This window comes from Brachyspira sp. (genome assembly GCF_050873525.1).
Classification (GTDB): Bacteria; Spirochaetota; Brachyspiria; order Brachyspirales; family Brachyspiraceae; genus Brachyspira.
Map to the genome: position 1 here is coordinate 21,413 of NZ_JBNMIZ010000004.1, position 14,811 is coordinate 36,223.

Here is a 14,811-nt window from a genome sequence, read left to right on the forward strand (position 1 = left end):
ATATACATTATGCTAAAAAATAATAAAACAACAGAAAAAACTATAACCCCAAAACGACTAAAAAACCAATTTTGAAATCTCCGCTTCTATATCAATCGAAACCGATAAAATTTTTATCACATTTTCAAAATGTTCGTAATCAATATTTTCGTTTTTATGCGACTTCAAATATTTATCCAAAACCTGATAACCGCCAATTTTATATTCCCAAACCTCTTTATCTACATTTTTAAAATATAAACTTTCATTGACGAATAATTTTTTTTCGTTTTCGTTATAATTTATTTTTGATATCGTTTCGTTTTTATTTTTATTATCTTCAAACATCGGCTCTCCGACTTCTTTTTGTATTTTAGAATTTCCCAAATGCAAATTATAAAGTTCCTCTCCCAATTTTGCGAATTTCAAAAAATCCTCTTTGCTTTCCACGAATGGAATTTTCGGAAAATCGATTTTCAAAAAGTCGAAATATTTTTTTCTATATTCTTTATGAAACAAAACGGCGTAAATATAACCTAAAATTTTTTCGGGTTTTATCTCTCCGTATTTTTTATTTATAAACTCTCTAAACTTCGGCGTAAAATTTTCAATTCTTTTTTTATCGTCATTGCGAGCCTCGACGCCGTAGGCGTGCCTTTGGCAAGAGGCGTGGCAATCTATATTTTGGATTGCTTCACTTGGCAACATGCCCGCTTTAGCGTGTTCGCAATGACTGTCTTTATTTTTCGTTTTATCTCTTAATGCAATTTCTATATCCTCGAACATTCCTCCAACTTCTTCGTTTTCTTCTCTCAATATTTTTCGCACATTCTCCGTATCGTAAATATAAAGCGGGAAAATATAACTTCCAGAACCGACTAAATGCAAATCTATTAATGAATTTGAAATAAAAATATTTGATATATCTTGCAATTTTGTTCCTCTATCGCAAACCAAACCGATATTGCTACTTTCTAAATTGTCATTGCGAGCCGACTTGTCGGCGTGGCAATCTATTTTATTGGATTGCTCGCCAACGGCGGACTTTAGTCTCGGGCTTTGCCCTCGCAATGACAGTAGAAAATGTTCCATTACATCTTTTCTTGCTCTTTCTAATTTTTTATCATCATAATATATAAATCTTTTGTCAAATGGACGATATGATATTATATTTACAAATGAAGAGTTGAACTCATTATAATTTTCTAAAATTTTATTTTTTAATTCTTCTTTATCATTAGCGATTAAAATTGCATCCTTGCTCGTTACAATTCCGACATTAGCAATTCTAAACATATCTTTTACGCTATAGCCTTTATCGTATTCTATTTTTTTATTTTCGTCTTGCGGAACAAATAAGAAAAACGGCGCTTTTAATTTTAATTCTTTCCATTCTATATTATTCAAATTATTATCGAATAAGAATTTATATTTATCTTCCCGCTTGCCAAATAAATCGTAATGATAAACTTTCGCAAGTAAATTTTGGTTGATTGCTAATGACGAATGAGTTTTAGAATTGTCATTGCGAGCCGTGTCTTTGACATCGGCGTGGCAATCCGTTTTCAATGACGAATTTGAATTCTTAACAAAAATATTTATACTCACGCCTTGCATTATGTCGAATACATTTTCGTCCTTTCCGCCATCGGGCGCGACTTCCTTTTTTCTAACATTCCCATGCAAATCCAAAATATATATTTTATCGAAACTCTTTAATAAACTGTATCGCATTCCTCGAAAAGTCGGATTATCCAAAAAAGAATTATTTGAAATAAAGCCGAATATTCCGCCTTCCGCCTGTTTATTCAATTTCATTTCGGCAAATCTTATAAACTTGACATAATCGTCCAAAAGCCATTTGGGATTTTTTTCTTTTTCGATTTTTCCGTTTCGCATTATCGCCAAAGGTTCTTTTTCCAAGCCGTCTTTATATTCGCTTCTAATTTCCTCTTCGAATATTCCTTTATTTGCGCTCGCTCCGCTGTATGGAGGATTTCCCGTTATTATCAAAATATTTTTATCTTTAGTTTTTTGCGCTAGTTCGGTTTCCTTTATCAAATCAACCAATATTGAAAATTTTTCTTTTTCTTCTTTAATGTCTATGGTTTCCAAAGTGTTAGTTAAAAATATATTTAATCTTTCGTCTTCCGACAAACTATAATTAAATTCTTCTTTCAATGTTTGAGATAATTTCAAATGCGCGATTGTATATGGAGCAATCATAAACTCGAAACCGTAGAATTTATTTATAATCTCTTCGGGTTTATATTTTGCCGAATTTTTATCGTAATAACTTAAAGCCTTTCTAAACGAATCGAGCAAAAATGTTCCCGTTCCAGTGGCAAAATCCAAAAGCGTTATCGAATCTCCTTTATTTAAAGCCTCGCCAAAACCTTTATCCTTATTAAAATCTTTCTTCAAAATCAAATCAATCGAATTAATAATAAAATTAACCACGCTTTGCGGAGTATAATAAACTCCTCTTTTTTCTCTAAGCTCGGGATTATAATAAGACAAAAAAGTTTCATAGAAATGCATATAAGGGTCTTTATTCATAATATTATGCAGATTTTTATCTAAAGAAAATTTATTCAATTCTTCGATTATCAATTTTTCGTCTATATTATTATTTATATTTACTATTTCGGTTAGAAGCCAGTCTATAGTTTTTAAATTTTTATCAACTACTCCTTGCAAATCTTTCAAAAAATTACTCATAGCTCTAATAAGCGGAAAAGATTTCGGAATAAATTTAGTCAAATTATACAAATCTATTTTTTCTCCCTTTGCGTTTAATCTTGCCAGAAATAAACTGTAAGTTAAAGTTTGAGCAAAGTTGTCGCAGAAATCGGCATAATCAATTTTAGAATAAATCGTATTTTTAAAAGTTTCGTATAAGGCTTTTATTCTTTCGTTGTCTTCCATTTCAAGCAGGCTGTCTTTTAAATATTTCGTTCTTTCAGCCAAAGCGCTCGCAAATGTTAAAGCGCTGTCTATCTGTTTGGGTTTATGAGATAAAAATAATTTAAAAATTTCAAAAAGTTTATTCGCCTTTTCTTCCAAATTTAATTTTTTAAGTTTCTGCCAATTTTTCAATTCGCTTAATTCTAATAATCTAACCTCCGAAGTAATATTTCCTTTTTTATCTATTCTTACAAATCTTAAATAATCGGTAATTATAATATTGTCGCTTAAATCCAAATATTTTTTAATCTGTTCGCTTTTAATAACCACTTCCAAATTTTCATTTACTCTTTTATTTTCAATATAACCGACTATTAAAGAATTGATTTCAAAACGAAAGTCGGGCGCTCCTCTTCCTTCTTTGTCGTTATTTGGTTCATGGATAATTTTAATAGCGTTATTTTTCGTAGCTTCTGTAATATCGTTTAATAATTTTTCCAAAGCCGAGCGATTCGTATGTTCTTTATCTTTTACGCTCATATCTTTTATTGAATTAAGATAATTATTAACAATTTCAAGCTCTTTCATAATAAATCCTTATAAATCCTTTTTTAATTATGATTATATTGCATTAACAAAAACGACATTATAATAAAATATTTTTTAATAACTCCGCTACAAAATCGTAATTATTCATGCTCATTATATGCGCTTTTTTATGAATATTAATCATATCATTAAATAAGTTTGTGGAAAGTTCGACAGCGACTTTTTTTTCTTCTTCGGCTGATTTTTCGCTTGCCGATTTCAATTTATTAAGCCATTCTTCGGGGATATACGCGCCGGGCAATTTATAATATATAAAATACGCCGTCTTATAACTCAAAACTGGAAAATATCCGGGCATTAAAATCGGTTTTTCTTTTAATCCCGTTTCTTTTAATGGAATTTCGTCTATCCAATTTAAGAATTTTTTTAAAGTTTCGACTTCGTATATCGGCTGTGTGAATATCGCTTTAACTCCGCTTGCCGCTTTTTTTGAAAGTCTCGCTTTAAGCATGTCGTCATTTTTTGAATAGCTGTTTATCGAACAGAAAGGATATATTTTTTTTAGAGACTCTTTAAAAGTAAAATCTCCCGCGCTTTTTCCCGCGTTCAAATTATTTATTATTTTTATTAAAAGTTCCGAATTCCCTTCGAATACTCCCTTTGCCTGTTTTTGATTTCCGTTCACTATCGGGTCTCCCGTCAAAGCCAAAACCATTCTTATATCGAAATAATTTGCTCCGATAAAATCGTTTTGCAATGCTATCGAATTTTTATCTCTCATAGTTTGAGTTATTATAAAAGGTTTTTCGGTTTTCAATCTTTGAGAAAGTTGAAGAGACGCGAGTATGGGAGAAATTTTTAAGTTTGCAAAAGGAGAATCTGGAATAAGAAAAGCGTCAATATATTTTTCTATTTTTGAAGATTCTATTTTTTTAGTCAAATATTCCAAATCGGCTTTTGCTTGAGGCGTCACTTCCAAAGTGAAAGTAAATTCTTTTTCGTTTTCCAATTTATTAATAAAATTTTCTACCATAATTTATAAATTTATTCTTCGTCATCTTTAATTTTTTCAGGCTCTTCTATATAATTTGGATTATCTTTACTCAATTTTTCAATTCTTATTTTCGTCACTATATTTCCGCTCTTTCCAACAACCGTAAAAGAATAATTATTATAATATATCGCTTCGTTTCGTTTCGGCAGTCTTCCGATATAAGAAAATAAAAATCCTCCAACGGTATCGGCATCATCGTCTGGGATTGCGGGCAGTATTCCGAATTTATTAAAATCTTCTATTCTCACTCTCGCGTCCACTAAATAACTTCCGTCTTCGTTGCTCTTCACTTCTTCGTCTTCTTCGTCATATTCGTCTCTAATATCGCCGACTATCTGCTCCAATACATCTTCCATAGAAACTATTCCCGAAAATCCTCCGTATTCGTCTACAACCATCGCTATATGAACCTGTCTTTCCCTGAAATTTCTTAAAAGTTCCATGAGAGATATTGATATTGGAACGAAAAAAGGTTTATGGAGTAATTTTTTCAAATTAAAATTTTTTTCGTCCGTTTCTATCATATCTTTAACATACAAAACGCCTACTATATCGTCAACGCCGTCTTTATAAACTGGAATTCTCGAATTTCCTTTTCCAAGCGCTTTAATAACTTTATCGTAAGGAGTGTCTATCGAAATCATTATAACATCGACTCTCGGAACCATTATCTCTTTTACATTTTTTGTCCTCAAAGCTATCGTATTCGTTATAATCTCTCTTTCCGCTTCGCTTAATGAACTTAAATTTATATAATCGCCGCCGTTTAATTCGCTCTCGTCATTTTTTATTTTTTCTAATAATTTTTTTATTCTCATAATTTAATTTCCTAAATATTTTATATTATATTTTTTCTTTTATTTTTTTATTCTTAATATAAGAAATAACTTTTAAATATAGTTCTTTCATTTTCTTATAATTTTCTTTCAAAGATTTTTCGCTATAATCATGGTGAACTCCGCGCAAATGCAAAATAGAATGAATTATTAATTTGATAATAGTTTTTTTTATATTTTTTTCTTCATATCTATTTTTTACCCATTCATAAGAAATAATTATATCGCCGCCGTCTTCAATATCGCCCGCGGGAAAAGTGAGAACATCGGTTGCCTTATCTTTATTTCTGAATTTTTTATTAAGCTCTCTAATATATTTATCGTCCGAAAAAAGCAAATTAACCTCGCCTTTAATTTTAGCGACTTTTAAAGCGTTTGATAAAAAATATTTGTAATAATTTAAGTTTATATTATAATCGGTTTCGTTAAAAACATTAGCTTTCATAATTTTATTTTTTCATGACGACATTTTTATTTTTGTCTTTATCTTTTTGAGAATTATCTTTATATTTCAAAGTTTCCTTTTCGTTATTATGTTTTATTGGAACTTTCTTTATATCTTTACTAATTTCTTTTCCGTTTTTATTTTCTTTATTTTTGTCGTTTTTATCATTTTTATCGTTATTCGATTTTTCATTTTCATCGGGAAGTTCGGGATATTTTATTCTTTCATGCAAAGAAACTATTATTTTTTGGAAAGAAATTCTCTTTATAGTTTCAATATCTTTTAAAGTAAGTCCGCTGTCGTTTAACTCGCCTTGAGCCATTTTATCGTTTACAATATTTTTTATTAATCCTTCCAAATTTTCTCTTGTAGGAATTTCTATAGTTCTGCTTGCCGCTTCTATCGAGTCAAGTATCATAAGAATTGCCGTAATTTTTGATTGAGGTTTTGGACCAGGGTAAGTAAATAAACTAACATCGACATCTGGATTTTCTTTATACGCTTCGACATAGAAATATTTTATAAGGCTCGTTCCATGATGTTCTTTTATTGCCGCTATAATTTCTTTTGGGAGTTTATATTTTTTCGCTATTTCAACTCCGAAACGAACATGTGATTTAACTATTGACGCCGATAAAGTGGGTTTCAATTTCAAATGTATATTATCTTCTCTATTTGTATTTTCTATAAAATATAAAGGATTTTCTATTTTTCCTATATCATGATAATAAGCGGATACGCAGGCAAGCCTTCCGTCTTCTCCTATTTCTTCGGCGATTGTTTCTACCAAATTTGCCATGTTTATAGAATGGTGATAAGTTCCAGGAGCGTTCATTTGAAGCTGTCTTAATAATGGATTATTCAAATCGGCAAGTTCCTGCAATTTGAAAATGCTCGCCGTTTCAAGCAAATATTCGCATACGGGCAATATTATCATAACCAAAATTGCCTGTATTAGTCCGCTCGTAAAAGAAAGTATAAAAACTATATGATTAAAATGCATATCGTTATTTAAAAACATATTTATAAGAGAAATCAAACTTAAATATATTCCCAAATAAAAACCGAGCCATAAAACTCCGTTTCTATTGCTTATTTTTTTTGAAATTACGGAAACTATAGTCGAACCGATAAATAATGAAAAAGTTTCAAATATTCCCGCCTGCGCCATATTCGCGGCTAAAACCGTTACGCATAAAGTGACTATTGAAGATATTCCTTTTCTTGCTCCGAGTAAAGAATTTAAAATTGCAAACATTGGTATAAAAGTATAAATATAAAACGGCAGAGTTTCGTTTATAAGTCCGTTAGATATATAATTTTTGCATACATAAGCGGTAATCATAATAAATAAATATTCCGAGCAAAATAGCAAATAATTTTTGAAACTCGTATAAAAAGAAACATTGAATCTAAAAATAATAAATCCGAGAGATAGAAATAAAAGAAGAGTAAAAAATATCTGTCCCGTTAAAACCGTAAAATTAAAACTGAAAAAATTATTGTCGTTTAATATATATCTTAATAAATTCGCTTTCTCTTCGGTAAATCTTTCGCCTTTTTCCAAAATAGAATAGCCCGCTTTTATAGTCGTATATATTGGCTCTACGGTTGACGAAACTTTATCTATTTCCGCTTGAGTTCTATCGGAATTGTAAATTAAATTATCTTGCAAAAACGCGCTCATTAAAGAGGATAGAGTATTTATATTGAAAGCGTTAAGTTCTCTGTATTTAGAGCCGATTATCGAGCCTAACTCTGAACGCAAATCTTCTAAAAAACGAACTCGGTTTCTTGGCATTATTTTTTCTTCGATTACGGAATCGTTGAATTTGTAAACAAAAATTCCGTTATTTTGTATAAGTCTTAAAGTTTCTGGATTCAAATTTCTTCTCGATATTATTCCAACTTCCAAAAAATCGTTTATCGTCTCTTTAATTTTATCTTCGTATTCCAAATTATTTAAATTGTCCATTACTGCGTTTGAAAAGACGGATTTATTAATCGACAAATTAAACTTTTCAGAAAATTCGTTATATATTTCGTCCATAGAAATATAATTTGAAACTTCGTCAGTATTATTTGCGTTATATTTTTCGGACGATTCTCTAATAAAAGAAAATACTTTTCCAATATTTGAAATTGCGTCTTCTCTTATATTCATTGGCATTTCAAAAATTGGTCTTATATTCGCTTTGGAATAATTTATAAGTTTTTCCGTTTCTTCTCTATTTTCGTATCTAACCGTTCGTTTCAATTTAAGCGGTTCGTTCACTATTTCGCCGATAGCGGGAACAGTTATATTTTGAGTATAGCTTGGAAAAATCAAAGCTAAAGTTAAAATATATAAAAGCGCCGCTATGATTAATTGAGTTATTTTTTCTATATTCGGAGTTTTATTTATAACCGATTTCATTATTTTTTTATTTGTATTCATTATATTATCCTAATTAAATTTATTTTTATTCGCTAAAATAAAAATTCATAAATTATATAGTATATAAAATAATCTTCTTGTCAATATTACTTTTAATAGCAATTAAACATAATAAATTATAGAAAATCATATATTAAAAAAAGTATCCAATATTATTTTTTCTTTTTTCCATTCGGGCATATATAAAGCCACCGTATTATAAAAATCTTTGCTGTGATTCGGATATATTAAATGAGCGAGTTCATGTAAAATTATATATTCTATAGCATGAATCGGATATTTAATTAATTCCAAATTCAAAACTATATGCTTTTTTGCTATGTCGCATGAACCCCATTTTGATTTTAATTTTTTTACCGTAAATGTTTCGACTTTTAAATTCATTAATGAAGAGTATTTTTTTATTAATTCGTCAAAAAGTTTTATCGCTTCTTTTTTATACCATATATCGAGCAGCAATTCTTTTTTTCTTTTATTACTATTTTGCAAATCATTTTTAATATTGACATACATATACATGATTCTTCCAGCGAGTATAATATTTTCTCTTCTGCTTTTTACGATTTTAAGCATATAACTTTTTCCCAGATAAAAAATTTCGTTTCCGTCTTCGAGTTTTTTAAGCGAAATATCATGGACATTCTTTTTTTGCATCGTTTCGATTCGCTCTTCAATCCAATCTTTTCGTTTTTCCACAAGTTCTTTTATATATTTTTTAGAAACTCTTTTTGGAGCGGTTACATGAATATTTAAATCGGGCTTTATTCTTATGTATATATTTTTTATTCTTTTATATTTTATTATAATTTCGTTCATTTTCTTTTATAACTGGAATTTTTATTTAAAAAATATTTTTTGTCAATACTTGATTTTATAATTTTAAAATATATAATACATATTCAAAACAATTCCAAATCAAATTAATTAATAGAGAGTTTCAAAATGGATATAGCTTTGTTAACCGCCGCAATAATAATAATAATATGCATAATGGCAAATAATGTCTCCTCAAAAATAGGCGTTCCTTCTTTATTATTGTTTTTAATATTGGGAATGATTTTCAATAAAATGTATGATTTCAACGATTATTCTCTTTCAAGTAATATTTGCACGGTTACTTTAATATTTATAATGTTTTACGGAGGATTTGGAACGAACTGGGAATTCGCAAAACCTGTGGCAAAGCAGGCGTTTTTGCTCTCTTTTGTCGGCACTTTTTTAACTTCGATTATCACGGGATTATTATGTTTTTTGATTCTTAAAATAGATTTATTTGAAAGTTTGCTTATAGGTTCGGTTATAGGTTCTACGGATGCGGCTTCCGTCTTTTCAATACTTCGCTCGAAGAATTTGAATTTAAAAGGAGGTTTGGCTTCATTACTCGAACTTGAAAGCGGAAGTAATGACCCTATGTCCTACATGCTTACCGTTATATTTTTAGGCTTAATCGGAAAAACTATAGGAACTCCGTTATCTATAATTATTATGCTTTTTAAACAAATCGTTTTCGCTTTATTAGTCGCGGCTTTAATATCGTATTTGGCTTATATAGTTTTGAAGAAAATTAAATTCGCGATAAACGGACTCGACACGATATTTGTTTTTGCAACCGCGTTATTATCTTATTCTTTATCGGCATCGCTTGGAGGAAATGGATTTTTAAGTGCGTATATAGTCGGAATAGTTTTAGGAAATTGCCATTTCAAAAATAAAGTTATTCTGGTTAATTTTTTTGACGGCATCACTGGGCTTATGCAAATGATATTATTCTTTTTATTAGGTTTGCTTTCCACTCCGCAAAATATACTGCCCGCCGCATCTACCGCCGTTCCCGTAGTTTTATTTATAACTTTTATCGCTCGACCGATAGCCGTTGCAGTTTTACTTACTCCGTTTAAAGTTAGTTTCAAAAAACAGCTGCTCGTTATGTGGGCGGGATTAAGAGGAGCCGCTTCAATCGCTTTTGCAATATTCGTAATGGGAAGTAATATAGAAGGAATAAATTACGATGTCTTTCATATAGTCTTTTTTCTTGCAATAACTTCGATATTATTTCAAGGAACTTTTTTGCCTTTGATAGCGCGAAAATTAGATTTGGTTGATTCCAACGAAAATGTATTGAAAACATTTAACGATTATGTGGACGATTCGGATATGCAATTAATTCAAATAACGATTCCTCCGTCTCATCATTGGGTTGGCAGACAGATTAAAGATATAGAATTTCCCGAAAATTCGATTGTCGTTACGATTGAAAGAGGCGAAAGCACGGTTATTCCAAACGGAAATACGACTATTGAAAAAGGCGATATAGTTATTTTGAACGCAAAACGAACGAAATATTACGATATAAATTTGAAAGAAATAATTATAAACAATCATCATCCTTGGAAAGATAAAGAACTTAAAGATTTGCATTTGGCTAAAAATAATTTAGTCGTTATGATAAAGAGAGACGGCGGAACGATTATCCCGAGAGGAAACACTACGATAAAACAGAACGATATTGTTTTACTTCGCGAGGTTTAATTTTATTTTTATTTTTTATTTAATAACCAAAGAATTATAAAGTTCTATCGTTTTGTCGGATAAATATTGTTTTTTACTCAAAACGAAATTTATCGATTCCAAAACTACTTCCAAAAATGTTTCGTCAAAATCAATAAAAATTTTTTCTCTGATTTTATTTGCCGTTTCAATTTTTCTTGTCGGCTCAAGATAATCGGCGGCATATATTATTTTTTCAAGCATACTCATATTTCCATGCCCAACCGTATGACTTTCGATTGCATTTAAAATTTCTTTATCTTTTATTCCGAATTCGTTTTCCGTAATAATCGCGCTAACTCTTGCATGAAGCAAAGCACCAGTTATATAATTAGGATATTTTTTATTATCGCATTCGAATATTATTTTTTTCATTTCTTCGTCTTTATATCTTTTTCCTAAATCATGACATAAAGCGGCAATGGAAGTTTTATAATCGTCAATATTATATTTTTTGGAAATTTGAACGGCAAGCTCTCTCATTGAAAGTATATGTTCTTCTCTAAAAGGAAGATATTTTTTTATATATTCGATTATTTTATTTTCCATTTCGTTAAATTTACTCATAATATTAGAATACTTTAAAATCTAAAAAATGCAAATTTATTAAAATTAAACAACAACGGTTTTTAACCCATTGTTTATAAAATTTAATAACGATAGATTTCAACGCATTGTTTAATAGATTTTCATTATTGATAAAATTCTTTTTTTTTATATAATCAATTAATCAATTATTAATTTAATATTTTATAATATAGGATTAGACATGCAAAATTATTTGGATTTACTAAAAAAAGTTTTGGAAGAGGGCGAAGAAACTTTAGATAGAACGGGAGTCGGCACAAAAAGAATATTCGCTCCGCAGTTAAGATTTAAATTTGACGGAAATAAAATACCTATAATAACGACAAAAAAAATTTTTATGAAAGGCGTTATTGTGGAGCTGCTTTGGTTTTTGCAAGGTTCTACTAATATAAAATATTTGCTTGAAAATAATGTTCATATATGGGACGAATGGGCGGACGATATGGGAGAGCTTGGTCCCGTTTACGGCAAACAATGGCGGGCTTGGGAAACGAAAGAAGGCGGTAAAATCGACCAAATTTCAAATATTATAAATTCTCTCAGAAATAATCCTGCAAGCCGAAGAATAATTTTGAACGCTTGGAATGTCGGTGAAATAGATAAAATGCATCTTCCTCCATGCCACATGATGTGTCAGTTTTCGGTTAATTCAAAAGGAGGAATAATAACTCATTTATATCAGCGTTCGGCGGATTTGTTTTTGGGAGTTCCTTTTAATATAAGTTCTTACGCTATACTTACGAGACTTCTTGCGATGCATAGCGGACTTTATCCTTCAGAATTGATTATGACTTTCGGAGACGCTCATATTTATAATAATCATATCGAGCAGGTAAAAACTCAGCTTTCACGAGAGCCTTACGAACAAGAGACGGAATTATTTATAAACGAAGCGCCAAATATTTTTAGTCATGTTTACGAAGATTTTAAAATTGAAAATTATAAATTTCATCCCGCTATTAAAGGAGAGGTGGCAGTTTGATTATCTCATTAGTAGCGGCGGTTGATTCAAAAAATGGAATAGGCTTAAACGGAAAAATGCCTTGGGGACATATAAGAGAAGATATGGAATTCTTCAGAGGGCTAACTACAGGTTCTACCGTTATAATGGGAAGGGTAACTTTTGATTCGCTCGGAAATAAACCTTTGCCAAACAGAAGAAATATCGTAATATCTTCAACGGCAAATGTCAAATATTATTTTAAATACAATAATCTTTTTTACGAATCTTCTTTGGAAAACGCTTTATTAAGATTATTAAACGAAGAACAGATTTTTATAATTGGCGGAGAGTCGATTTATAAAAAAGCGATTGACTATGCCGACAGAATTTTTTTGACTCATATTGATAAAGATTATCATTGCGACAGATTTTTTCCAAATGTGGACGCAAATATTTTTAGAAAAGAAGAATTAAAAAATTTTGAATATAATTCTATCGATGTAAAAATTTGCCAATATACAAGAATTTTATGGAGTTGATAAAATAAAAGATAGGACTGTGAGCCGCCTGCATGCAATAATTACTCATTGCATAGTTTATCCTCAAAGCTCAAATCCTATCCGTATATTTAATATAGTCGATTAATTTCAAAAAGTCAACGGCACAAAAAATATTCAGTTTATAAACGAAAAGTAAAAAATAAAAGAACGAGACTTCCAGAACCACACATAACAATCGCTCATTATGTAGTAATAACCCTCTACTTGGAAATCTCGCTTTTATATTTAGTATAGTTAATTATTTTTTAAAAGTCAACGGTTTTAATAAAATATGTATAAAATCTTGCAAACTTTTTCCGCTATTTTCCTGTATTTTCCTATATTTTCCGCTATTATTTATATTTTATTATACCGCCGACTGCGAGGCAATATTAGCGTTTTTCTTCCATCTGTCCGAGTAATAATAAGTTAAACTTAAACTCATATTTATAAAATTAACTATCGCCATAGAAGTCCATATTCCAACTACGCCGATTTTTGAAGATAAAAAATAAGCCAAAGGAACTCTTATCATAATAAGAGCGATAAAACTAAACAACATAAGAGTAAAAGTTTTTCCCGCTCCGTTAATCACTCCGTTTGTGGCGAACATAACCGAAAGAAAAATAATAGAAGGCATAACTATATACATATAACTTTTTGTATATTCAAAAATACTCATGTCGCTTGTGAACATTCTTACTATTAATCTTGGAAATAAAACCGTAAATAAAGCCATAAAAGACGAAATGCATATTCCCATTATGCATCCCGATTTATATATCGCTTTTATTCTATCCATTCTATTCGCTCCGATATTTTGAGCAACCATAGTCGCAATTGCCGCAGATAAAGCCATCAAAGGCAGAAACGATAAAGAATCTATTCGCATATTAATCGCGACTGAAGCGGACGCGGATTCTCCATAACCGTTTATTAATCTACTTAAGAAAAACCAGCTTATAGAAACTATTAACTGCATAGTTGCAAAAGGCATTCCTATTTTTAATATAAGTTTTGTTATTTTTAAATCAAAAACTATTCTTAAAGGATTCGCTCTAACTATACTGTCTTTCATTTTCAAATATATCATACTAATGACTACGGAAACAAATTGAGAAAATACGGTAGCGTAAGCGGCGCCGTCAAGTCCCATTTTTGGAAAAGGTCCTATTCCCGCTATCATTAAAGGGTCTAAAATTATATTTAATATAGAAGCTATAGCCAGAAATATTAAAGGACGGACGGTATCTCCTATTCCTCTCAATAAAGCGGCTATTAAAAAATAATAAAACATGAAAGGAAAACCTATCATACTAATTCTAAAATAACTTACCGAATATTCCATTATACTTTCGGAGGCTTGAGAAACTTTCACTAAAATAGGCGCTAATATATATCCGATTAAAGACAAAGCTATAGAAGTTATTACGCTTATAGTCGTTGCCACTCTCGAAATATATAAAACCGAATTATTATCGTTCGCTCCAAAATACTGTCCGACTAAAATATTTCCAGCGACTGTGATTCCAGAAGCTATTGCAAGAAGCATTAATATTATTGGAAAACTAACGGCGATTGCTCCGAGTCCGCTGCTTCCAACCATCTGCCCAATCCAAATTGTGTCGACAATGTTGTAGGCGATATTTAAAAGATTGGCAAGTATCATAGGAACTACCAATTTGATTAATCCTTTATTGACATTTCCGCTTGTGAGTTCGAGCATTTTAGAATTATTATCCATTTTAAAATCCCTTGTTCGTTAATTAAAAAATTAAATAAAAAAATAATTATAAAATAAAATTAAAAATTAAACTTTAAAATAAGTATTAAAACGGCGTAAGCCCAAATTTGCAAATAAAAAATAAAATAAGATACTTAATAAAAGCAAACGATATTGTATATGTTTTTTGAAAAAATGCAATTAAGAATTATTCATTAAACATTTAAATTATTAATTTCAAAATACACGGGCTTAACCATTGAA

At 30.1% G+C, this 14,811-nt stretch carries 11 protein-coding genes; 3 read left to right on the top strand and 8 right to left on the bottom strand.

Annotated features, from left to right (window positions below):
• Window positions 1–57: 57 nt before the first annotated feature.
• The 6 genes from ACR0QS_RS00670 to ACR0QS_RS00695 all read right to left on the bottom strand — a co-directional run bounded on the left by ACR0QS_RS00670 (window position 58) and on the right by ACR0QS_RS00695 (window position 9,023).
• Window positions 58–3,474: a type ISP restriction/modification enzyme gene (locus tag ACR0QS_RS00670; RefSeq protein ID WP_432631516.1), complete on the bottom strand. Its 3,417-nt coding sequence runs from the start codon at window positions 3,472–3,474 to the stop codon at window positions 58–60.
• 58 nt (window positions 3,475–3,532) lie between these two features.
• The gene (locus ACR0QS_RS00675) at window positions 3,533–4,468 is read right to left on the bottom strand and encodes a methylenetetrahydrofolate reductase (protein WP_432631517.1); all 936 of its coding nucleotides are present in this window, start codon (window positions 4,466–4,468) and stop codon (window positions 3,533–3,535) included.
• An 11-nt stretch (window positions 4,469–4,479) separates the two neighbouring features.
• The gene (tlyC, locus tag ACR0QS_RS00680) at window positions 4,480–5,307 is read right to left on the bottom strand and encodes a hemolysin C (protein ID WP_432631518.1); all 828 of its coding nucleotides are present in this window, start codon (window positions 5,305–5,307) and stop codon (window positions 4,480–4,482) included.
• A 25-nt stretch (window positions 5,308–5,332) separates the two neighbouring features.
• Entirely contained in the window at window positions 5,333–5,770 is a 438-nt protein-coding gene (ybeY, locus tag ACR0QS_RS00685; protein ID WP_432631519.1) for an rRNA maturation RNase YbeY, read from the bottom strand.
• 4 nt (window positions 5,771–5,774) lie between these two features.
• Complete coding sequence (locus ACR0QS_RS00690; protein ID WP_432631520.1) at window positions 5,775–8,207, bottom strand: HD family phosphohydrolase; 2,433 nt, start codon at window positions 8,205–8,207, stop codon at window positions 5,775–5,777.
• Window positions 8,208–8,333: 126 nt separating this feature from the next.
• Window positions 8,334–9,023, bottom strand: a complete 690-nt coding sequence (locus tag ACR0QS_RS00695; protein WP_432631521.1) for a M48 family metallopeptidase — start codon at window positions 9,021–9,023, stop codon at window positions 8,334–8,336.
• Between the two features lie 126 nt (window positions 9,024–9,149).
• Here ACR0QS_RS00695 and ACR0QS_RS00700 point away from each other — a divergent pair, with 126 nt between their 5' ends.
• Entirely contained in the window at window positions 9,150–10,736 is a 1,587-nt protein-coding gene (locus tag ACR0QS_RS00700; RefSeq protein WP_432631522.1) for a potassium/proton antiporter, read from the top strand.
• A gap of 15 nt (window positions 10,737–10,751) precedes the next feature.
• Here ACR0QS_RS00700 and yqeK read toward each other — a convergent pair whose 3' ends face one another.
• On the bottom strand, window positions 10,752–11,321 hold the full coding sequence (yqeK, locus tag ACR0QS_RS00705; RefSeq protein WP_432631523.1) for a bis(5'-nucleosyl)-tetraphosphatase (symmetrical) YqeK: 570 nt from the start codon (window positions 11,319–11,321) through the stop codon (window positions 10,752–10,754).
• Between the two features lie 202 nt (window positions 11,322–11,523).
• On the opposite strand from yqeK, the gene ACR0QS_RS00710 reads away from it, so the two are divergent.
• Together ACR0QS_RS00710 and ACR0QS_RS00715 are read left to right on the top strand one after the other, a co-directional pair.
• The gene (locus ACR0QS_RS00710; RefSeq protein ID WP_432631524.1) at window positions 11,524–12,324 is read left to right on the top strand and encodes a thymidylate synthase; all 801 of its coding nucleotides are present in this window, start codon (window positions 11,524–11,526) and stop codon (window positions 12,322–12,324) included.
• Window positions 12,321–12,824, top strand: coding sequence for a dihydrofolate reductase (locus ACR0QS_RS00715; protein WP_432631525.1), 504 nt, complete (start codon window positions 12,321–12,323; stop codon window positions 12,822–12,824). The genes ACR0QS_RS00710 and ACR0QS_RS00715 overlap by 4 nt, the downstream gene beginning before the upstream one ends.
• 367 nt (window positions 12,825–13,191) lie before the next feature.
• Here ACR0QS_RS00715 and ACR0QS_RS00720 read toward each other — a convergent pair whose 3' ends face one another.
• Window positions 13,192–14,568, bottom strand: a complete 1,377-nt coding sequence (locus ACR0QS_RS00720) for an MATE family efflux transporter (RefSeq protein WP_432631526.1) — start codon at window positions 14,566–14,568, stop codon at window positions 13,192–13,194.
• Window positions 14,569–14,811 lie beyond the last annotated feature (243 nt).